The organism is Neobacillus sp. WH10, from assembly GCF_030123405.1.
Lineage (GTDB): Bacteria > Bacillota > Bacilli > Bacillales > Cytobacillaceae > Neobacillus.
Genome location: NZ_CP126110.1, coordinates 2,728,553 through 2,752,335, shown reverse-complemented (window position 1 = coordinate 2,752,335; position 23,783 = coordinate 2,728,553). Strand labels below are relative to the sequence as shown.

16 protein-coding genes and 1 pseudogene are annotated in these 23,783 nt (G+C 35.0%); 3 read left to right on the top strand and 14 right to left on the bottom strand.

The genetic code is table 11. The features are described 5' to 3' along the window. Positions 1-228 precede the first annotated feature (228 nt). The 3 genes from ltrA to QNH20_RS12970 form a co-directional block, all read right to left on the bottom strand. The gene (gene ltrA, locus QNH20_RS12980; RefSeq protein WP_283923279.1) at positions 229-1,548 is read right to left on the bottom strand and encodes a group II intron reverse transcriptase/maturase; all 1,320 of its coding nucleotides are present in this window, start codon (positions 1,546-1,548) and stop codon (positions 229-231) included. Positions 1,549-2,087: 539 nt separating this feature from the next. Next, positions 2,088-2,732: a hypothetical protein gene (locus QNH20_RS12975; RefSeq protein WP_283923278.1), complete on the bottom strand. Its 645-nt coding sequence runs from the start codon at positions 2,730-2,732 to the stop codon at positions 2,088-2,090. Between the two features lie 143 nt (positions 2,733-2,875). Beyond that, positions 2,876-3,397, bottom strand: a complete 522-nt coding sequence (locus tag QNH20_RS12970) for a DUF4871 domain-containing protein (RefSeq protein ID WP_283923277.1) — start codon at positions 3,395-3,397, stop codon at positions 2,876-2,878. A 358-nt stretch (positions 3,398-3,755) separates the two neighbouring features. Here QNH20_RS12970 and QNH20_RS12965 point away from each other — a divergent pair, with 358 nt between their 5' ends. Then, complete coding sequence (locus QNH20_RS12965; protein ID WP_283918661.1) at positions 3,756-4,871, top strand: IS110 family RNA-guided transposase; 1,116 nt, start codon at positions 3,756-3,758, stop codon at positions 4,869-4,871. Positions 4,872-5,635: 764 nt separating this feature from the next. Here QNH20_RS12965 and QNH20_RS12960 read toward each other — a convergent pair. Next, a complete protein-coding gene (locus QNH20_RS12960) occupies positions 5,636-6,133 on the bottom strand; it encodes a DinB family protein (RefSeq protein WP_283923276.1) in 498 nt (165 codons plus the stop codon). A gap of 285 nt (positions 6,134-6,418) precedes the next feature. Then, on the bottom strand, positions 6,419-6,676 hold the full coding sequence (locus QNH20_RS12955) for a hypothetical protein (RefSeq protein ID WP_283923275.1): 258 nt from the start codon (positions 6,674-6,676) through the stop codon (positions 6,419-6,421). Between the two features lie 285 nt (positions 6,677-6,961). Between QNH20_RS12955 and QNH20_RS12950 the strand changes: the two genes are divergently transcribed. Next, positions 6,962-7,669 (top strand): hypothetical protein, encoded by a 708-nt coding sequence (locus QNH20_RS12950; RefSeq protein ID WP_283923274.1) that lies wholly within the window; start codon positions 6,962-6,964, stop codon positions 7,667-7,669. 364 nt (positions 7,670-8,033) lie between these two features. Here QNH20_RS12950 and QNH20_RS12945 read toward each other — a convergent pair whose 3' ends face one another. The 6 genes and pseudogenes from QNH20_RS12945 to QNH20_RS12920 all read right to left on the bottom strand — a co-directional run bounded on the left by QNH20_RS12945 (position 8,034) and on the right by QNH20_RS12920 (position 11,989). After that, positions 8,034-8,189, bottom strand: a complete 156-nt coding sequence (locus QNH20_RS12945; protein WP_283923273.1) for a hypothetical protein — start codon at positions 8,187-8,189, stop codon at positions 8,034-8,036. A gap of 697 nt (positions 8,190-8,886) precedes the next feature. Beyond that, a complete protein-coding gene (locus QNH20_RS12940) occupies positions 8,887-9,063 on the bottom strand; it encodes a hypothetical protein (RefSeq protein ID WP_283923272.1) in 177 nt (58 codons plus the stop codon). A 303-nt stretch (positions 9,064-9,366) separates the two neighbouring features. Next, positions 9,367-9,591, bottom strand: coding sequence for a DUF3923 family protein (locus QNH20_RS12935; RefSeq protein WP_283923271.1), 225 nt, complete (start codon positions 9,589-9,591; stop codon positions 9,367-9,369). 354 nt (positions 9,592-9,945) lie between these two features. Next, entirely contained in the window at positions 9,946-10,785 is an 840-nt protein-coding gene (locus tag QNH20_RS12930; protein WP_283923270.1) for a CPBP family intramembrane glutamic endopeptidase, read from the bottom strand. A gap of 480 nt (positions 10,786-11,265) precedes the next feature. Next, a pseudogene (locus QNH20_RS12925) lies at positions 11,266-11,376 on the bottom strand (helix-turn-helix domain-containing protein); the annotation flags it as partial. Positions 11,377-11,440: 64 nt separating this feature from the next. After that, positions 11,441-11,989, bottom strand: coding sequence for a GNAT family N-acetyltransferase (locus QNH20_RS12920; protein WP_283923269.1), 549 nt, complete (start codon positions 11,987-11,989; stop codon positions 11,441-11,443). Between the two features lie 310 nt (positions 11,990-12,299). On the opposite strand from QNH20_RS12920, the gene QNH20_RS12915 reads away from it, so the two are divergent. Continuing rightward, positions 12,300-13,259: an LCP family protein gene (locus QNH20_RS12915; protein ID WP_283923268.1), complete on the top strand. Its 960-nt coding sequence runs from the start codon at positions 12,300-12,302 to the stop codon at positions 13,257-13,259. 221 nt (positions 13,260-13,480) lie between these two features. Here the strand turns inward: QNH20_RS12915 and QNH20_RS12910 are convergent, their stop codons facing one another. From QNH20_RS12910 to QNH20_RS12900, 3 genes are all read right to left on the bottom strand, one after another. After that, a complete protein-coding gene (locus QNH20_RS12910) occupies positions 13,481-17,638 on the bottom strand; it encodes a S8 family serine peptidase (protein ID WP_283923267.1) in 4,158 nt (1,385 codons plus the stop codon). A 414-nt stretch (positions 17,639-18,052) separates the two neighbouring features. Beyond that, positions 18,053-22,237, bottom strand: a complete 4,185-nt coding sequence (locus QNH20_RS12905; RefSeq protein WP_283923266.1) for a S8 family serine peptidase — start codon at positions 22,235-22,237, stop codon at positions 18,053-18,055. Positions 22,238-22,841: 604 nt separating this feature from the next. Then, positions 22,842-23,204 (bottom strand): hypothetical protein, encoded by a 363-nt coding sequence (locus QNH20_RS12900; RefSeq protein ID WP_283923265.1) that lies wholly within the window; start codon positions 23,202-23,204, stop codon positions 22,842-22,844. Between the last annotated feature and the right edge of the window lie 579 nt (positions 23,205-23,783).

The window sequence follows — 23,783 nt, the reverse complement described above, 5'->3', positions numbered from 1 at the left end:
ATTACTAATATTATATTACAAATTTAACTTTTTTTTACAATATTTTTAACCAAAACTGCCATTTAGCTCAAATAAGGAATTCAACAAAAAAGTGCATAAATCCTTCACTGGATCAGTCGAGTAGAAGGGAGCCTTTCTACCTTGCGGTAAATTGGACTCCACCCCCCTCTCAGAACCGTGCTTGCACTATTAATGCACATGGCTCCTCCTAGTCATCTTTTACAGAATTTAGCTAATCTCTTTTCTTAAATCATATATGCTCACTTTAATCCTTGGTAAAGGTAGCGGATATTTATTAAGAAATAGTTTGAATTTATCCCATGTGAAGGATTTTCTTTGACTTCTTCTATTGAGCCATTTAAACAGAAGGTTTTCAATTTTGTCTTTGAAGTTGTTAACATTTGGGGTATTATCAGTGATGCAATAATAGTTGTAATACCCTATTAATGAACGTTTAAATCTATCCATAATCATATGAATATCCTTATTTCTATTATTCCTCAACCATTCTTTCGTTTCTTTTAGTTTTCCTTTGACTTTCTTCCTGCTTGATTTCCGTTTCACTCGAAAGTTTCCTTGTTTACTTTTCCCACAGTAGTGTGTAAAACCAAGGAAATCAAAGGTTGCTGGTTTACTTCTTCCCTGTTGATTTGCATTTTTCTCCGCAAACTTCCCGAAGGGAATGATTTTAGTTTTATCCTCAGCTATTTCTAAATTAAATTTCTTTAATCTTAACTTTAATGAATGGAAGAATTGCTCCGCTTCACTTTTATATTGAAAACAACAAACAAAATCATCTGCATATCTCACTATGTATGCTTGTCCATTGCACTGTTTCCTAACCCTTTTCTCAAACCATAGGTCGAGTACATAATGGAGATATACATTGGCTAATATCGGAGATATTACTCCACCTTGCGGTGTGCCATTGTCTGTCTTATATTTCTTGCCTTCCTCCATGTATCCACCTTTAAGAAACCTACCAATTGTTCTTAGTAGGTTAGGGTCAGCGATTCGCGGTTTTAGGAACTCCATCATCCATGTGTGGTCAACGTTGTCAAAGAATCCTTTAATATCTACATCTACTACATAATTTACTGACCTTTTTTCAATATAGAAGTTCAGTATTTTCAAAGCATCGTGGCAATTACGATTTGGTCGGAATCCAAAGGAACAGTCAAGAAAGTCATTTTCATAGATAGAATTTAGTATTTTCGTAATGCACTTTTGTACAATCTTATCTTCATGTTCCGGTATTCCCAACGGTCTTTTCTTGTTTGAGTTGAGCTTTGGAATATACATTCTCCTTACTGGAACAGGTCGATAGCTTTTGCTTTTAAGACTACTAACTAAATCCTCTATGTTTTCTTCTAAATTTTCACCGTATTGCTCTTTAGTTGTTCCGTTAATCCCAGTAGCCTTCTTATTGGGTAGCTCAAAATGGCATTGAACTAATGTTTGCTTATTTAATAAATGTGCAAGAGAAGTAAATTTCATTTTAGGATCTGATTTTGCTAATTCTGCTATCCTTAGTAGTTTTGTTTCCATTTATTATACCTACCTCTGTGTGTAGTAAATGTGTCCCTAGTAAGGGTGATAACTGGTAGCTAGCCTTTCCTCCATCGGCATTACCCAACTTCATTGGTACTACGCTGCTATCCGACTCCCTACATCGGCATTTGGTTTCCTTGCTTGTTATCGCTTGTAGACCATACTCTTCTAAAAAAAGAAAAGACCGGTAGGGTCTCCCGAGTTGCCGTATCATATCAATGTATAACGTGCCAAGGTCTCTGACTCCAGAGAGGTTTTATCATTCTTGCCTTTAACGAAAGAAAAAATGTTGCTTTCTGCTGTGCGTAAGGCATCAGCCCTCTCGAATTACTAACATTATGGAGCTCAATCCCTTCAACCATTCGGCTTTCGGCCCGCTACCTAACTGTCTACGCTTAAAGACTAAAGTTACCTTTAGCCCTCCAAGACTCGCTACGAGCGAATGGCTAGTTCTTACTCGACGGGAATCCCACCCGCTATATGATACGACCTAGGCTCGGACGCACACGCACCCGTTAATTCAAGAAAATATCTAATTAAAATTTTTTCCCCCATTCATCATCTAAAATTACACCATTTTCAGAGATATATTCCATAATAACCGAACCATTTTGCAATTTAACTTCGCTTTTTAGGAAAGATATTAACTCATTAAGATTTTTTTCGTCCCAGTCGCTTCTTTTTCGGGGAACACTGATACGGATGGTAGGTGAAACATCAAACTCTTTATAACTTCTAGGATTAATAGGAGCAATACTAAATTCCTGCCCAATTTTTTCATTGGTAAAGAAAACAAATAAATCAGTGGTCTCCCCAAAAGTTTTTTTCATAAAAGGACGTATTTCAGTTTCTAAATCATCTGCCCATTTATCAGCAATGTATGTGTCTACCATTTGATTTGTTTCATCATCATAATAAACTAAAAATTGTGTATTAGTTTTCTTTTCCCTGACCTTAGCAGCATATTCAAATTCAAAGTTCCCCATATTATCATACAAAGTATCATATATCTCGAAGTTATCATTAAATTTATCTTCTAAATACTGCTCTGCTTGAATCTTTATCTTTTCTTCTTCATCTTTATCAGGCTTCATTTCTAATACAAAGGCAACTACAAGTAGCCCAATTCCTAACAAGATGACAGCCAAAACACCAAGTGTGATTTTTAGATATTTATTCAAAACATCCTCTCCCTCATTTACTAATTTACCATAAAAACCCACAATACCTATTAAAGTATCCTGCCCGTTACTTGAATAAGAAAAAGACTTTACTCCTTATTGAAGTAAAGCACCCGTTCGTTGATTAAAGGATTTATATTTTTCTACTTTACATCGACAACAATTGAACCAAAATGTTTGGTACCGATAAAGACATCTAAACGCCATATGCCTGCTTTGGAAAATGATAAGTTGGAAGGTATTGAGCTATCTGAGCCCCTTACGCCATTAGGACTGTAAACTAATCCCCCATAACTCCAAACTTTTCTTTCATTAGCAGTGGCGGCATCTGTTACTAAAACCATTTCTTTTTCTGCTGTATCTTTGTTGACAGCTACCACTTTAAAATTGCCACTTTTTAAAGTTTTTTCATCTCCCCAGAGATGCCACAACCATTTTTCTATATCCCCAGCTTTAATCACACCCCCAATTATTCCAATTTTATTCTTTTGTCCAATTAATTTATCTCCGGTAGGTGTTTCAAACTCTGTAGAAATATCCCATTGTTGATTTTCTTCAGAAACACCCTCTTTTGTATTAACGTTAGCTTTTTCTTTGTTATCCTGAGTACAACCCGCAATAAGTAAGATAATAAGTAAAGAAATACTTAATTGTACTTTTTTCAATTACTTAATCCTCCTGTACACTGAACTTTTGAAATTCGATAAATATAAATTCTCTATTTCTATCCATATTTCCTCTAAATTTACTTCGAGTCTAATCAGATTCACAGACCAGATTCACGTTAACTCTTCTTCATCCTAACTTCGTATTCCTTCTTCAACTGCTAAACTGCTTCGTTAGTTCAACAAGCAAAAAGATCGCCGCAGCGATCTCTATCTTTAACTCTAGCAACCCTATAGTTTAAGTTATCATGAACGAAACTAGCTCCTTACTCGTAACACCGTAGGTTAATTTGGTTACACTGTTTACTGGAAAAAAACAAACCAAATCAGAGCTACATTACGGAAGGAGCTAGTTATTATGAAGGATACCATAAAATATGTAGGTTTAGACGTTTCAAAAGAAAAAATTGCCGTTGCCATTGCAGATGAAGGTCGTGATGAGCCAAGGTATTGGGGAATGATTCCTAACACACCGGAATCCATTAGAAAGTTAATAAAAAAGCTTGGAGAAAAAGAGAATCTTCGAGTGTGTTATGAAGCTGGACCAACTGGCTATTGTTTATATCGGTTTTTTCTTAGCCTAGGAATTGAATGTGAAGTGATCGCACCATCTTTAATCCCTAAAAAACCAGGTGAGCGCATCAAAACTGACCGTAGGGATTCGATTAAACTAGCAAAATTATTCCGTGCAGGTGAATTAACGTCTGTTTATGTGCCGACAGAAGATGATGAAGCCCTTCGGGATTTAGTTCGTGCCCGTGAAGATGCCAAAGAAGATGAATTAAGAGCCAAACATCGATTATCGAAATTCCTTTTACGCAATGATATTCACCCTCCTTTCAAAGGAAAAAAGTGGACTCGTAGATATCGTGAATGGTTAAATACTCTAAAATTTGAGCGTTCTGCATCCAAAGTAGTTTTTCAAGAGTATCTGCACCATTTGCAAGAAATTGAGCAAAGGGTAAAACGGTTAGAGGAAGAAATAAAATTACAATCAACCGAAGGTTACCATGCGCCAATGATTCAAGCACTCCAATCATTAAGGGGAATAGCTATGATTACAGCTACTAGTCTTGTGGCTGAGATTGGATCATTTAAAAGATTTGCTTCTCCAAAAAAATTTATGTCTTACATTGGGTTAATTCCAAGTGAAAGTTCTAGTGGTGAAATCAGAAGGCAAGGGAATATTACCAAAACAGGAAATCGTCATGTTCGTCGTTTGCTTGTAGAAGCAGCCTGGAGTTATCGATTTCCGCCTGCTATAAAGGGGGATTTAAAGAAAAGACTCGAAGGACAGTTGCCCAATGTTCAAATGATCTCATGGAAAGCTCAAAATCGCCTGCATAAAAAGTATTTTCGTTTACTATCACGTGGAAAGTCATTTGGGAAGGCACTAACAGCCGTTGCAAGAGAATTAGCAGGATTTATCTGGGCAGTAACTCAAGAGATTGAAAATAACACTATTGCAAAGTAATAGTTACTAATAAAAGTAATATCAATTTTTGTTAAAAGTTGGAGCATAGGGCTCGGAGGCAAAGGTAAAAACCGGTAAGGAGAAACCACGAAATGTACTTGTGATATGCCTATGTAGGCTAACTCACGTTTTAAGTTAGTGGAAGCTCCTTTATACGGAAAGATAAAATGTGAAAACCCACGAATATCAGAGTGCTAACCGCAGTTGAGATTTTTGCCTTCGTGCCGTGTGCTTAACTTTTTATATCAACATGAAAGGAGAAATTTATTCATTCTCAGCTTTAAAAAGTATCTCAATCTCCAAATTGCCTGTCAAGGAAAGCACTTGACAGCCAATTTGGAGATTGAGGAGCTGTCAGTAAGCTGAGAAGGAGATACCCTAGCCTTGAAAAAGGCTGAACCCCAACTAATAAGCAAAGAAGCCGAAAAACGCTTCTCTTCTTAGAGTTGCCCAAAAACCGAAACCAAAATCAAATTGGTAGGGAGCATTGACAGTTTCGTTCATATCAGTACATTTTTTCACAATCTATTCTAAAATGTAATATTGAGATCCGATGTTCTCTTACAGGTGTTGCTCTACAATCTGGCCCGATACATTAATAAGGGCACATTTCTTGCTACAGAAACGCGCCCTATTCTAGAATATCATTTTTGTTATAAAGTAATATAAAAACGGATTTAGTTCGTACACTGAGTTAAGAAATGAAATAAATTCTGATAGTGCAAAAAACCGGCAGGCGCCGGCTTTTTTGCATCATGACGATATCAGTTCTTTTGAGCATTCATTGCTTCCCATTCTTCTTTGCTAGGACCATATACGCCAGGAACTTTCAAGTCAGCTTGTCTCATAAGGACAGTCAATTGTCCGCGATGATGGGCCTGATGTTGAATTAGCAAACGGAAAACAGCTTGAATTGGCATGTCCATTCCAAATAAATTCACCATTTTGTTCAATTTTTCATCTGAAACCTGTTCAGAAAATGCTTGTGTTAACCTCTGACTTACTGTTTTGTAAATCTCGCTGATTTCAGCAGCTGATTTCGGTGCCTCTTTTTGAAGATCAGGAATCTCAAATTTTATTCCAACCTGTGAAGGAAAGTAGTATGTTGCTCCAGTAATGTGCCAAGCCAGGCTTCCAATGCTGTATAATCCTGGAGAAACCTCCTGATTCAACGATTCATCCGTCAGCAAATCCAGCACTTTTTGGGTAACAGCTGCTTCATGTTTCCATTCATTTAAGAAATCATTTACTGATGTAAACATTCCATTCCCTCCTTAAATTAGCAAATCCTTCATTTTTTAAACAAGACTTTCGAATTCATTATATCATGTTCAGCTAACCATCCGCTTCTCTCAAAGGCTTATTAATCGAAGGATATTTTTATATTCTTGTAAAACCCTATTCAACAATCTGGCCTGATACATAAATAAGGGCACATTTCTTGGTACAGAAACGCGCCATTTAATTGAAGATCATGCGACTATAATTTTAGCTTAATAGCATCATGTGATATCTTGCACAAAAGTTACTCTTAGTTGAAAAATTGTTTAGGATTTTCTCTTATTCTTCAAGTTCACAATACGTTCATTTCCTCTTTTAAAATTTCCTGTTACCTTTGCCAATATCAGTTGCACTGCTTTTTCATCTTCAGCAATTTTAATTTTCTCTAAAATTTTTTCAGCATCTTTACCTTTTAATAATTTTACTTGTTTTCCATTAAAATCGATCAGAACAGTATTATTTTTAGTAACCTGGTAGCTAAATGGAGCTTCGTCTAATCGATTTCTTTTATCGATATTGTCCACTTATAAACCTCCCTATCAGGATTTCTATCTATATTCAATTTAATTCTATTTCCTGCATAAAAGACCCTTTTTTCACTCAAAAATCTGGTACTTTAAATTAAGATAGTGACGCAATTCATTACTGCAGAATTGCGCCCTTTAATTGAAAATCGTCAACAAGAATAGCAGCAAATAACGCTCATCTATAAAGTCTATAATCATATCCTTTTTTATACGAAATGTTTACTCTATAATATTAAATGTAATACCTTCTCAAACAAATGGATAAGTCAGGGGTTGTATTTATTGAGAACGCTAAAATCGATCTTATTAGGCTTATTTGGTTTAATTGCTGTGATTATTTTATCGGTAGCCATTTTTGCATTCATTTCATTTATTCAAGAAAAATTATTTGTTACTGACAATTCCATTATATGGGTTATTAAACCTCCTGCATCAAGATTTGTTTTTATTTATGAGTTTTACCTAGTGTTTAGTGTTTTCCTTCTTTTATATAAGGATTTAAGAAAATGGTTTTCCGGATTTTATAAAAAACATCGTAGAACGGTATTCCCTATTTTCGGTATGGTTAACATTATGTTGTTTTATGCTATTATCACAGATGTGGCGGTTGTAACTAATAATAAAATTATCAACCATTCCTTCCTCATACCTCAAGGAAAGCAATACAGCTACAACAATATCACAAAGATCACCGCGGGTATTTATGGAAAAAAACAATTCTTAGGTTCCTCAAAAGGTGATTTTTATTACATAATAGAATTAAATGACGGTACAAAAATTGATTTAGGAGATGGCGGCTCCACCTATGCAAGTTTCAATGAAGATAATAATGAAGCAGACCCCCGATTTATTCTTGCAAAACTTGATCGTCAATGGGTTGATATGGGAATTCCGAAAAAAGCCAGCATGTCCAATTTTAAATATACCTCTAATTCTTTAGCCAAAATTTATTCAGATAAAATTCGCAGTATTTTAGAGAATACCAAATAAATATGCATCATCTGCAATTAGAACCATTAATAAAAAAAACCGGGCAATTTTGCTAACGGGTTCACTTGTGAGGTGCAAAAACGTAAAACACACATCAAATCACACCTCTAATCACAATAAATTTACTTATCAATTCATAATATAATTCACACAAAAAAATGGCTTAGAAATTTTCCAAGCTATTTTAATTATTTATTGTTCAACTAAAGTACCCAGTTTGTTTAAGTGAAAAAGTTCACAATACTAATTAATAAAGAATTCTTCCTCAAAAAGGAACTATCGAGAAATGTTTAATACCTAAATCTAAAATAACGCTATCCATCCTAAGAAAAAACTTCTCGAATCCGTCTTGGAATCAAAAAATTTAACGACGTAACGTTCTTATCACAGAACCTACTATGAGTCCTAATCCTGCTCCAATACTTATTGTAAATACAATATCTAAATTAAATATCAATCCAATGATAATTCCAACACCTGCACCAATAGCCACTCCGATACCTACTGATAGTTTTAACATATTGCTCTTTTCCCCTTTCAAATTTATAAATTAAAAATCTCAACATTATTTAAGTTTTACTTTCTTAAACATCCCCAATAGATGAAGTTTCAAATTGAAGTAAATGCCTTCGTTAGTTTATGTGAGAAATTTCACAATCTTTATATTTATTTTAACATATCACATTTCCAGATAACACCAATATATTGAATTTCTCACTTGAATTCACACCATAATTCACATCAAATTGACACTCACTCCAATAATTATTTCTGCCAGTTAGTTGAATAATCATCGATAAAATCAAAGGGGTAAAACCCATTTTATGTTAAAGTAAATATATAAAATACTCTGGGGGATGTTTATATGTCACCAATATTTTTTGTCTTAATAATAATCTTGGTTGGTGTTGTCTTTATTAAACGCTATAACAAGTTACCCCACCCAGTAATTACTTTTATTATTGTTTTTGTAATGATGTGCATTATCTACGGCTTACCATATATTTTTATGCTGATTTAAAGCGTAAATTTAGCAAAATTAGTGGTGTATTCATTTTCCATCTTTTTCAACAAACCTGACCATTTAGTACAACAAGTAAAAAGATCGCCGCAGCGATCTCATTCTCTAACTCTTGCAACCCGTTAGCTTAAGAACAATGATTCACAATCTCCTACTTGTGGTAAATTCCTTCCTTTAATATTAGGAAGGATTTATTCTAATTTTTACGTTCCTTTTGTATTTGTAAATTTAAAACAAATTGATATAAACCAAATAGAATCGCTACCGATATTAGAGCTATTAAAGAATGCTCACGAGGAATCGTAAAATATACAATTGCCATTGCAAGGACGAACACTAGGTAACCCCAAATAAAACCTTTTTTAAAAGTCATTTTCACTCCTCCTTTATAAAAGGATAACATAATAATTTGAAAAATTTAACAATTGTTTATCTGAATATTAATGAAATTTAAGTTAAAGACTTAGTGTATGTGAGGTAAACTAAGCTCGATTTATTTGAAATATTTTTATGCCCCTTTATTCAACAAACCTGCCAGTTAGTTTAAGTTCGACCCTTCACAATCTCATAGAGCAACACCATTTTAAATTAGCTAGTCTGTGGCTCCAAATTTAGCTTTCACGTGCATTAGGGTTGTAAACGCCTTTCCGCTTCTCATGCTCATTCCGCTTTCTCTTCATTCCGATATGTTGTATTTTTTTCTAGCAAAATAAAGGAAAACTAGTTGAATTAGTAAAACAAATAAAAATGCAATACCCAAAATAGCGAATGATACCATTCTTATTTCAGGAGTCTGAACTGCCCCTGCACCGTCAACTTTTCTTACCCCAATAAATATTGCTCCAACAGCAAAAATGAATACCCATACAATATTTATAACCCACCATATTATCATTTTCATAATAAACATCTTCTTTCTCAGAAATTTATCAAACCAAGCCAGGAATTTATTTCCATTAAAAGCATATCAAAGTTTTATTATGCAGTAAATACAGTGATAGTCTGATAAAATATCAGACTTTAGTCTGTAACTCCTATGCTATTTAATAGATTTATTCGATCTTCTAACTTCCACACCCTACTACAGTTGTCCATCTTTAAGTAACCTGCCCTTTCATAGTACAAGAAGCGACTGTTTATATTGAACAATCGCGCCCTATTGTTGAAGATTGAATTACCTTACTTGTGGTACGGTTCCCTGCCCTATTTAACCGGCGGTTTGTAAACATCTTACTCACGGTTCCCTGCCCTCCTTTTAAACGTCCAAGTGCTCTTTTTTTATTCTTATTGACCTAAGAAACAGTCCAATTCCGAGGAATAATATGGTTGCAGCCACTCCGCTGACAGGGTTCAACCAAAAGTCACCGTTCTTAGTAAATGTAATAACGCCACTGATTGTTACCAAAACAGTAGGAAATGCATCTTCAATTGCATGCATCAACACACATGGCCAAACAGACTTCGTGAGCCTGAATATTTCAACATACATAATCGTCCAGCACACCATAAGCACACAGCCCGAGAATAGCATACCCAACCTTGAAATGGATTCAAAATAATCGTTTGGAAGAAACACCATATAATACGCAGCATGCCACAATGCCCAAACAAGCCCAGAAATAAGGTAGAGTAGCCAGTCATTGACCTTTAACTCAATAAGTTTTGGTGTTAGGTATCCTCGCCATGAAAACTCCTCAAATATGTTCTTAATAAAATTCCCTGCAACCGATACAATTACAAGTGAAAAAAACGAAGATATTTCAAAATTAGATAGATTCGTGACTCCTAAAAGTAATACGAACACAACTATTACAATGGTAACGAAAGGATAAATTGCAAATGCAACAAGATACCACTTTATATTACCTTTGAAATTAGGATTAATCCCCATGTCCTTCCAATCGCGACGAATGATTCTAAGTATGATGGCTGTTAGAAGAGGTAACACTAGCCAAAGTCCCATACCTAAAGAATTACCTTCTGGTTGTTCTTTCAAAATAGAATCAAGTAATACACCGATCCAGCCGCTTAGCAGTACAAGAAGAACAAAAATAATCAAATGGAGTTTTGGATTATTTCTTTTCTTGTTAACCATTTGAACATCTCCTTAAACTTTTTTATGCTCTTCTAACATCTATTCTACGCTTGTATTTTAGTGATTCTATACGTACCTCCAAGTAAAATAATTTGGGGACAGTAACTCCATTCCTCATTTTCCACTAAATTTATCATTCATTATTAGGTTATTTTGAACTATTCCATTTTACTGACTTTGGTTCGATTATATGCCACAGACATTTTGTTGTAGTCCCGCAAAGTTTAAGAGTCTTTCGTATCTGTTTTTTGCAACATGGGTCCCCTAAAAAAACAAACCTTAACACAATTATGTCAAGGTTTGTTTCAGCAAAATTTAGCTTCTACTTTAGTTTCCTAAAAAATTTCTTTTAATAGTAATCTTCTTTTAGCATGGTCTCCAAATAGGCCCATGCCATATTCAAAGAACCTCATTTATTTATGATACGGTGCTCCACCCTTGATGCTCAACAATCTGGCCCTTTAATAGAATTAGAAAAGACTATTTGTACCCTTCTAATAGCTTTCTATATAATGAAGCTCTAGACACATTTGTAATTTCACAAATTTGCTTTACGGGCATGTTTCCTTCTTTATATAGCTTTACTACATAAATTCATTCCTGCAATGACTTCCAATTGGGGGCCCTTTATAAGATCATTTTTATCATTTGGAAATTAATCATTTTTGGTTTGAATTTTCCCGAAAAGTAAATCGTTATAATATTTTCCTTCAATAAAAAAGTGGTCTTTTAATTGTCCCTCTAACACATACCCGTTTTTTTCTAGAATCCGAGCGGAGCCCACATTCGCATCAATAACACTAGCATGGAGTTTATGCAGATTAAGAGTTTCAAATGCGAAATTACTCATTAAAGCAACACACTCTGTTCCATAACCTTTTCCCCAATAATCTCTATTAAAAACATATCCAATTTCTGCTCTCTTAGCATTATGATCAAAATTGAAAATCATAGCTGTCCCAATAATTTCTTGAGTTGATTTTAGAACAACGGAAGCATATAAATGAGTACCCGCTAACTCACGTTTTACCATCGTTTCAATGTGTTCATTTGTTTCATTCAACGTGTTCATTAAACTCCAGCCAATATAACGTGAAACTTCCTCATCTGATGCAAAATTATGGATCTCTTGAGCATCATTTGTACTTAGTGATTTAAAGGAGATATTTTCACCTTCCAATGCATGAAATAAACTTATATTCATATTTTCTACACTCCCTAAACAATTATTTTCTACCATTTTAATATAGTTTAAGACAAAAATCTTTAGAACCCTAAGAAATTCCTCTGTGAATACTAGATAAGTGACAGCAAAAAAATGAAAATGTAATCAGAAATTCAGAAAAATGTAACCTGAAATTAAAAAAGTTGAAAACTAAATATGAGATAATCACTACTTCAAGGGTTGTTAAAAGAATCAAAACAAACTCTGGTTTATTTTTTACTTTATCAGAAATTAATAATATAATAGTATACCTGCAAACATTGATTATTCAGCCTAGGTGGTGCAAAATTTGACACGGTCGAAAAAGAATAGAAAAAAAGTAAAATGGAGGAGAGTGTTTGGCGCCCTACTTCTAATAGGTATTTTTATAGTTGGTCTTGGTCAAATATTTCAGTACATAGAAGGTACAATAAATACCCTCAACCACCCACTTGAAAAAGCGAAAGGAAAACAAACCTTTAAAGGAGAGAAAAATAAACAAGGTGCCATCAATGTTCTTTTATTAGGTAGTGACTCACGGGGAGAAAAACAATCTCGAACCGATACGATCATGGTGGCTCATTATGATCCAAAATCTCATAAAATAAAACTTATCTCTCTTATGCGTGATATGATGGTCTCTGTACCGGGACATGGACAGCAGAAATTAAATGCAGCTTATTCGTTTGGAGGTCCTGAATTACTAAGGGAAACGATTAAAGAAAATTTCGGTCTGGATCTTCATTATTATGCGATTGTAGACTTTAAAGGATTCGAAAAAGTAGTCGATCTGCTTGTGCCAAATGGAATTGAAGTAGATGTCCCTTATGAGATGTCTTATGGGATAGACACGCCGTTAGAAAAAGGGAAACAAAAACTGCATGGGAAAGAATTGTTAGGATATGTCCGTTTTCGTCATGATCGTTTAAGTGACTTCGGACGAGTTCAAAGACAGCAGGAAGTAATCTCAAAATTAACGGAAGAAGCTGTAAGTCTTAATAGTGTGGTAAAACTTCCTAAGCTAGTAGATCTTATAAACAAATACATAGATACAAATATTGATACCTCAACCCTTTTGACAATTGGAAAAGACATTTTAACGAAGAAAAGTAGTAATATAGAAACATTCCGTCTCCCTGAAGATGGCAGCTTTCAAAATAAACGGGATGAAAATCTTGGTGACGTATTAGAAGTGGACTTCGATCAAAATATAGAAGCTCTTAATAATTTTTTAGAAGACAAAAGTGTTGCTCAAAATGAAGAGCAATAAGAATAAAGAAACATGGGGACGGTTCTTATAGCGGACAATCGGAAGTTTTGCACGTAAAAAGGCACAACTAGTGGATTTTTAGCTAGTTGTGCCTTTGTTCTATCTTATGAGAAAGGTCTAATCGTAAAATTTTTGATTGCCCGAGAAGAATGAAGTCGCGATCCCTGGCATATGGGATTTCAATCTTTTTGTTCCCACTGATTTTTTTGTTCCCAAGATATTTATTTCAATCCTAATTGACTGAGGATACTATCCAATGAAGCCCCTTTGTGGGTTTTTTTTGCATTTGGTGCATTTTCTACCGTAGGATTACTTGCTCCATAGTTTTTAATAATGTAATACATATCCTTTTTATCAACCGTTTTATCGAAGTTTAAATCTGAAGCTGCATGATTGGTGCCCCAATTTTTTTGCAGCTCGATGGCATCCAGCACATCAATGACGTTATCTTTATTCACATCACCAGCCAGTGCAAGGTCTAATGAATCACGCATGAATTTTCCAATCAATTCACCACGAATGTTATTAGATAAATAATCCATCGTTCTATACATTGTAAAATGGCCAGGAACATCTACTTTAATCGTATATGGGTTTGGATCTACCTTAATGCCATCCAGCGTATATTCTCCGCCTTTTGTAAATTCTGGCGCTTCCATTACCGTTTTGCCATCATACGAAGTTAAGGTTACCTTCGTTCCAAGTGTGCGGTGGTCAATGGCTGGAATCGCTTGCCCTGTAACAGGATCTTTTGCTCCTTCCACGTTTACAGCACCGACTAATTTAGAGACTTTTGCCTTGACATCAAAAAGTTCGTTAAACGTATAAATATTTTTCGTTTCTACATTGGATTGGTCAAAGAAGGATGCATTTTCCGCATAGTATTGTGACATAGACGTATAACCTTTTTCTAACGATCTCATATCGAAATTAAATAATTTTAAATCCTCAGGCAATGGTTGATTGCCTAAATACGTAAACGTAAAGGTGTAGGCAGTCTGATAGCTATAGGCTGTTGGTGATGTCGTAACCGTCACTTCTGCATCACCATATTGTTTTACCGCGTCATTGACAGTTACGTTTTCGATTGTTGCTTGGGTATTAAGGATTTGCAGCGTCATTTTCGCTGATTTCAAATTCTTCATATTATTAGAACGTACGGAATAGTTGACCGTTTCTCCCGTCGTAATCGCTTCTTTATTAGCCTTCAAATAATAATATGGTGTTGTATTTTTCGTAAAGGCGATCCTTTTTTCTGAAGTGCCATTGTTTGCAGCATCCAACCCAATAAAGCTAACTGGCAGTACCTTGTATTGACTTTTTACTAAAATTTGATCAACATAGTCACCATTTTTATCCGTTTTAATCGGTCTGCCAGGGTTACCATTGTAAAAAGGTATTACTGAATACTTCGATGGGTCTACAGGGATACCATAGCTGTTCGTTTCTTCCTTTTCAGTATCTTCTACATGTACATTAAAGTCATACAAAAATTGTCCCTTTGAATCTAATTGACTATCACTATATTCAATGACCTTTTGATCTAATGAATCAAAGCTGGTCGTTACATTTGGTATTCCAAATTCGTTCACAACATCTTGTGATGCTATGAAGGTATCTCCATTCTCATTAGTCCCAACAAGTTTGACGACATAATGACCAGGTTTTAATACTTTCCAATCATTGCTGACAGGATTTTTCTTATCACCTGTAAATGGATAGTAATAATTACCGATTAATCTAGGAATCTTGTAGAGTGCATTTTCATCCATAGCAATGGTATTAAATGATCCTACCACTCCTAAATCTTTACCTGTCTTTGGATCGTGAATGACCACATCCAACGTTTTCATATGTGATTTGATGGCTATATCAGCATCCAAAAATGGATAATAAGCCAATGAAACTGTTTTGTTCGTTGAATAAATTGGGTTAGCTATCTTAAATGTTTCTATTCCTTCATTGACTACACGACCGCCAAATGGAATTTGGTATTGTTCAGTTGGATTATCATTGTTCGTAAAAACAATATATCCTTCATACGTTCCTCTTTCAGCTGTTTTTGGAATGTCTAAATCAAATTTGATATCTCTGACACTATTACCCTCAACTTTTACTGTGGTTGGACCTTCTAAAGTCACATTGTTTTTAGCCGCATCTTTTGATCCTCTTAATCCAGTTTGGAATTTTACATCTACGCTGAATGTTATATTTTGTTTTGTAAGACTTTTTACTGTAATGTGTCGGGAATCAGTAATATCTTCACCTGTATAACCAAATGTTCCAAAACTGATTCCACCCGTTAAATTATCGATTAATTTTTGTTTTCCACTAAGGTTCATAGGTGTTTTATCGTTAACTACAAACTCAACACTCGAGTGAATCGCTTCATAAGCATCCACTCGTCCGCTTCCTGCTTCAAAAACACTATAGTCCTTTGATAGTGGGTCAGCAGTATTCATTAGAATTGACTTGATGTCGGCTGGTTGAAGGTCCTCATTTGCTTGAAGCAATAAGGCGGATATACCTGCAACATAAGGTGTTGCCATTGATGTTCCTGATAAACGTTCATATGCATATTGATAATCTTCCGGTTTCGACCCATCTGCCGTTTTATTATTCATATAAAATGGAACTGTAGAAAATATGGAAACGCCTGGTGCCGTTATTTCAGGTTTTATTTCATAATTTACGCGGGAAGGACCTCTTGAACTAAAACCAGCAAGCTCATCTTCGGCCGTTTTTATCTTTGTATAGTCACCAAAAGTGAAATCAGTTTTACCTGCTTTAATGGCTTCTAAAATTACTTTTCCATCTGCATTGGAAACTGAAAATGCTGGAATAGCATCTACCGATTCGCCTAAAAATGCCTGAATCTCGCCCTCTGCGCTGTTTGCTTCATCATTATACATAATAACGCCAACCGCACCACGAGCTTTTGCGTTTTTGATTTTATCCATTAATCCAATCGAACCACGCTTAATGAAAGCAATTTTTCCAGTTACATCCTTACCATTAAAATCAGCTGGGTTACCTAACCCGACGTCAACAAGTTTATAGGTTTTTCCTTTTAACTTTGTTAAATCATCACTATAGTTTCTTGCCAACTGTCTTAACGAATAACTCTTTCCATCTTGAGCACCTGCATATTGATAAATATCAAATGCAACAGATGACGCACCAACTGTTAGCGCTAGCGATGCTGCACCTGGTGAACCAAGTGTAAACATCTTGTCACCAGTATTCCCTGCAGCTATGACAGCGGTGACTCCATTAATAACAGCATTGTTAACAGCAATAGAAGTTGGGTAGTTTGGGTCATTGATCGCGGCACCCAAAGACAAATTGATGACATCCATACCGTCTTTCACAGCACGATCTATACCTGCCATTACCGCTTCACTTGAACCACTGCCGTATGGTCCAAGTACACGATAACCATAAACATCGGCCTCAGGTGCAGCCCCTGTCATTTTATACTCACTATCTGCTGCTCCACGGCCTGCAATGATTCCTGAAACATGCGTACCATGTTCAGTATAGTATGCACGGCCACTATTTAATTCTGGCTTACCAGACTTTTTCCAATCGGCGTATGTTGTTTCCATTGGATCGCTATCATTATCGACGAAATCAAATCCGCCTTTATACGCATCCTTTAAGTCGGGATGGTTATAATCGATTCCTGTATCGATAACACCGACCTTGATTCCCTTACCAGTGAAACCTTCAGCATGTAAACGATCTAGTCCATCATATGGTGTATAATTGGCAACACTGATTTGATCTCCTTTTGATTGATCATTTACCTCATCTTGATCAGGAGGATCAATTGTAAATGTTTCGTTGCTCCAAACCGCTTTAACAGCATTCGATTTTAATAGATTTTCAATTTGGTTAGCAGGCAGACTAATGGAAACACCATTAAATGCATGTTTAAAAGAACGATGAATTTTAACATCTGCCTTTTTATTATTTTCATCCGTTAATTGTTGAACATCTTGACTAAACGTTTGATGATCCTGGTCAACAAGTTTTAATGCTTCCGTTTCAGATAATTGTTTCCCTTTTGCTCGTGCCATAATTTGAGCAACCTTTGCAGGCTTATTCTTAAATTCAACTATGACAGTTGTTTCATTTGAAGAGGTTAAATCAACATCGGAAGAAATTTGTAACCCCGTTTCTTCATTCGTTGATATTTGCTTAAGTGCTGCTCTTTGTTCTGGTGTTAAGCTGGCAAGCACCTCCTCCGCCTTCGAAAAACTTGTCGCTTTTGATACAAGTGGTACTTGACCAATAGAACCTAAAATAAAACTAGCTGATAAAGCCGCTACAGTTAAGCTTTTGGCAATTCTACTTTTGTTTGCTTTTTTCCCCATTTTTAGACCTCCATGTCTCTATATATTACATCTGTAAGTGTTAATGAAGTACGAAAATATGATTCTAAAAGGATACTTGTATTTTTAGCCTTCATCCCTTTCGTTTGCTTCTATTAAAATTACTTATGCATTTATAATTATTGAAAAGATTTCGATTATTGTAAATTGGGGGAATTTTTAATCGAATGTATATTCATAAACTCATCTTTCTTTACAGTGGTTTTGTAGTAAATTATCTTTAAATAGGAAACCGTGTAGAATTTGCTCGAAAATGCTCTTTTGTTTTGTCGTATTTTCTGTTTTTTATAATAAAAATTTGTCTAAAAGTTGGGGGAATATCGTAAAAATCTATTTAATTTGAGGTTAAGTAACCAAAAAAGGAACCAATAAAATTGGCTCCCCCTTCTTATAGGATTATTTTAAACCTAATTGATTTAAAACATCATCCAATGTTACGCCTTTATTGGAAGTCTTTGCTTTAGGTGCATCTGAAACAGAAGGATTTTGTAATCCATAGTTTTTAATGATATAATCCATGTCCTTTTTATCCACAACACCGTCGAAGTTCAAATCCGATCCTGATTTATTTTTGCCCCAATTTTTTTGCATTTCGATGGCGTCTAATACGTCAATGACGTTATCTTTATTGACATCTCCAGCTTTCGATACTGATAATAAATAGCTCATTCTTCTTCCGATTGTTTCTCCTCGAACATCATAATATAAAGGCAAAGACTTATACATTGTGAAATGTCCTGGAACATCAACCTTCAATGTATATGGATTTTTATCAGCTTTTAGTCCATCAACATTATAATTACCAGATTTGTCGATAATCGTAGCATCAGCAACTGTTTTTCCATCATAAGAAGTGACAGTAACTTTCGCCCCAATTGTTTGCTGGTTTAAAGCATAATTTCTTTGGCCTGTTACCGGATTTAACATTCCCTCAAATTGCATTGAACCTTCTAATCTTGAAAACGTTGGTTTCACTTTAAAGACTTCCATAAAAGTATAGACATTATTGGTTTGTACATTGGATTGATCAATGGTAGTCCCATTCATTTGCATATCAGACCAGTTAACAGGAGAACTTTTCGAATACATGTTAGATGTTTGTAAGTCAAAATTTACTAATTTCATATCTTCTGATAATGCTTTAGTTCCTAGATAGTTAAATGTAATCGTATAGTAAGTATTTAATATATCTGATGTGGTTGTTACAGATACTTGTGCATCACCATATTGCTTAACCTCATCACTTACAACCACATTTTTAATAGTAGCTAGGTCCCCATTGTCCTTCATTACTGGAATGGTAATTTTTGCTGTTTTTAAGTTTTTAATATTATTCGAGCGAAGGGAATAATTGACTATTTCTCCAGTCGAAATAGATTGTTTATTTGGTTTTAAATAAAAGTATGGGTAAGTATCAGTAACAAAAGCTACCCGAAGCATTGCCGCAGCATCAGCCGTAAAGTTTCTTGCCGCATCCATACCATAGAACTGAACTCTTAACGGTGTTGCTTGCTTTTTAACTAGTATTTTATCTTTGTAATCTCCATTTTTATCTGAGTAGATTGGATCGTATGGAAATGGCCCATTATAGAACGAAACAACTGAATTTCTTGATTGATCAACAGGAATACCTAAGCGACTTGCCTCTTCTATCTCAGGATCTTTGACATTAATATTAAAGTCATATAACATTTGTCCGTTTGAATCAAGCTGACTTAAATTATATTCAATTACTTTCTGATCTAACGCATCAAAGCTAGAAGTCATGGTTGGTGCTCCAACTTCGTACATGAAATCAGATATTTTTGAGAATGTTTTCCCTTCATTATTGGTTCCGATCATTTTTAATTTATAATGACCCGTTTTGGCAATAACAAATTGGCTACTAACTGGATTTTTCTTATCACCTGTGAACGGATAGTAAGCCCCTGAGAATCCATTAGAATTAGTCAATAGTTTGTTTTCAGGTATTAAAAGAGGATTGTAAGATCCAACTAATCCAAGATCTTCACCCGTTGTTCCATCTTGTAATACCAGATCTAAAGTCTTCATATGAGACTTTAATTCGAAACTAAATCCAAGGGAGGGGTATGCTTGTTCAGGCCAAGCTGTATCACCCGAATACATAGGATTAATAATCGATAATGAATCAATTCCTTCGTTTACGACTCTTCCACCAAATGGAATCTGATAGTTTTCCGTTGGATCTTCCGTATTTGTAAATACGATATATCCCTCATATGTTCCTTTTTGAGCTGTTTTTGGAATAGACAGATTAAATTTGATTACTCGTTGGCTATTTCCTTCTAAATTTACTGAAGTTGGACCATCTAAAGTGACATTATTTAATGCTGCATCTAATGATCCTCTTAATCCAGTTTGGAATTTCACATTAACATTAAAGTTTTTTGCTTTTTCACTACGGTTTTTTAAGATAACATTTCGAACATCTGAAATATCTTGGTCATCAAACCCATAAGATCCAAAGCTAATTCCACCTGTTAATTCTCTAATTGTTTTTGTTTTATTTTTATGATTTAGATTTGATGTTCGATCGTCTACTTGAAACTCCACATTTGAGTGAATCGCTTCATAGGCATCCACTTGACCACTACCGATTTCAAATACACTATAGGCTTTTGATAACGGATCAGCTGTATTCATTAAAATCGACTTAATATCCGCTGGATCGAGACTATTATTCGATTGTAGAAGTAGGGCAGCCACTCCCGCAACATAAGGTGTCGCCATGGAAGTTCCAGATAAACGCGTATAGGCATACTTATAATCTTCTGTTTTTGATCCATCTACAGTTTTATCATTCATATAAAATGGAACCGTTGACATGATACTAACACCTGGAGCCGTTACCTCTGGTTTAATATCATAATTGACACGTGAAGGCCCCCTTGAACTGAAAGCAGCTAATTCTCCCCCTGCTGTTTTAATCTTTGTAAAATCACCAAAGGTTATATTTGTTTTACCCGCTTTTACTGCTGCTAGGATAGTTGTACCTTCATTAAGGCTTACAGAGAATGAAGGAATCGCATCAAGGGATTCTCCTAAAAATGGCTGAATCGCCCCTTCTGCTAGGTTCAATTCATCATTATACATCAGTACACCAACGGCACCTTTTGCTTTTGCGTTTTTAATTTTATCAACTAGTCCAATAGTTCCGCGCTTAATAAGAGCGATACTTTGATTATCAAAAACCTTCCCATTAAAATCAGTCGGTCTCCCTAATCCAACATCAACTAGTTTAAAAGTTTTTCCTTTTAACTGAGTTAAATCATCACTATAGTTTCTTGCTAATTGTCTTAATGAATAATTCGCTCCGTTTTGAACAGCAGCGTATTGAAAAATATCAAACGAAACGGATGATGCACCAACTGTTAAGGCCAATGCTGCAGCTCCAGGTGAACCTAGTGTATAATTCTTATCACCACTATTCCCCGCTGCCACAACGGTTGTAACACCGCTTAAAACAGCAATGTTTACAGCAATGGATGTTGCGTAAAGTGGATCATTTAACGAATTACCTAATGACATATTAATAACATCCATGCCGTCATTCACAGCGCGATCGATTCCAGCAATGATATCATCAGTTGTACCCGAACCATATGCACCAAGGACACGATAGGCATAAAGATCTGCTTCTGGTGCTGCTCCTACCATTTTATATTCACTATCAGCTACACCTCGTCCACCAATAATACCAGCTACATGTGTACCATGTTCTGTATAATAAATACGGCCACTACTTATTTCCGGTTTACCTGATTTTTTCCAATCAGCATAGGTAGTTTCCATTGGATCACTATCATCATCGACAAAATCATATCCACCTTTATAGGCATCCTTTAGATCCGGATGGTTGTGATCCATTCCTGTATCTAGTATCCCTACTTTAATTCCTTTACCAGTGAACCCTTCTGCATGTAGACGATCTAGTCCATCATACGGCGTATAATTTGCAACATTAGCTTCATCCGCTTTTAATTGTTCACTATCAACGGTAGGAGGATCTATTGAAATTGTTTCATTGCTCCAAACTGATTTTACTGCTTTTGATTTTAATAGATTTTTAATTTGGTTTGCAGGCAGGCTCATAGAAATTCCGTTAAAGGCATGTTTATAGGAGCGATTTATCTTGTAATCTACTTTTTTATTATTCTCATCCGTTAAAACTTGTCCAACATCTTGAATAAACGTTTCATGATCCCGATTCACTAAGTTTGATGCATCCGTATCAGATAACTCTTTACCTTCAGCGTTTGCTTCAAGTTGGGCAACCTTTGCTGGCCTATTTTTAAATTCAACAATGACTGTTGTTTCATTTGAAGAGGTTAAATCAATATCGGAAGAAAGTTGCAACCCTGTTTCTTCATTCGTTGAAAGCTGATTAAGAGCTGCTCTTTGCTCGGATGTTAAGCTGGCAAGCACCTCCTCCGCCTTCGAATAACTATTTGCTTTTGATACAATTGTTTCTTGGCCAATAGTACCTAAAATAAAACTAGCGGATAATGCCGCTACAGTTAAGCTTTTAAATATTTTACTTTTATGAGCTTTTTTCCTCATGTTTATTCCTCCTAATGCTCTTTTTTACATATGTAAGTGTTAATGAAGTACGAAAACATAATTCTAAATAAAACGATTAACCTTCATTTCGTTTACTTCCATAAAAAAAGCTTTCACAAATTAATTATTTAATATATTCACAATATTGTAAATTGGGGGAATTTTGATTGAACAATGATTCTCAAAAAGAAGATTTTTTATCCGTTATGGAACAAAATAGTTTTTATTAAGATGAAATTTGCAGAAAACTATCAATTATTGTCATAAATTGTTCCTTTTTGTCGCGATTATTTTACTTAAAAATGGGGGATTTTATTAAAAATCTATTAATTTTGAGGTTAAAGTATAAAAACATTTTTTCATTTCTTAATAGGAAAAAGACAGGCTTATTATCATATCAATAAAACAACCTGTCCTTTTGTCTATCAAAATTGATAAAATTTTTTTCTTTACGTTTTTATAGATAATTGTCAAAGGATGATAAACAAGTACTTCAATCAACCCATTGGTATATTTATAAACATAAACTTCTGGAAATGGCTATATCTGCACCTAAGTTTTCCTGAATATATCAATATGGAATGCCATAATTAATTATTAGGAGTTAAGGTGTAATACAACTCTGTATTACACATTCTGCTGAATCTTCGCAAGTCACTTGTCCAAATTCATTTAAGCATCTAACAGTTACAATTACAGTAATGTCCTCTGTTGGACAGTCTCCAATAATAACTTGTGCTAGTACAGGTGTGATGCCTTGTTCAATTGGAATTGATGGACCAGGTATCACACCATTAGGAGTACTTAATATACATGAATGGAAAACATTTGGTACTTCACAGGTAGCTATACAATTCTCACAATTTCCCATTACAGTAACCAAGAATTGTACATTAAAAGATTCTCCAGAAGTTACTGTATCTGGACATGTATCAAGTGAGATATTACAAAAACATAATAGTCCCATTTGTTTCACTCCTTCTATAGATATTAATTTTTCAACGGTTTGACTCGTTGGTGGGGTATCCAGAAATATTTTTCGACATGATTACTAACAGCATTTTTAAAATATGGGTAATTTTTTCAACATGTGGATGCGCTACGCGGTTATTCCTTGATATTATCGGTAAGTCGTGCTAGGAATTTATGCGATGTACTATGATCTTTGCATAATATATGATGACCTTCCTCTCCTTTCTCTGGCATCTATGTGCCTACATGCCTACGTTAGATCTAGTCCTAAGGCAGAGGCTAGCGAAGCTCCTCTAAAAAATTACATCTTACGTGATTATGTTATTCTTAACGAAGTAAGAAAGTATAGATGATTGTCTGAAGAATGAATAAACAAGCTTATGCACAATACATTGATTTGAGGAGATTATCTCATTAAATGTATTGATAGGTGGATTCTATTTGACGGTTACATATTTTCTATTGAATTATCTGCCCTATGCATAAAGAAAGAGCACAATTCTTATTTCAGAAATGCGCCCGATCGTAATATAAGGTTAGCAAGTTTATTTTACTGGTTGCCCTTTTTTCATTA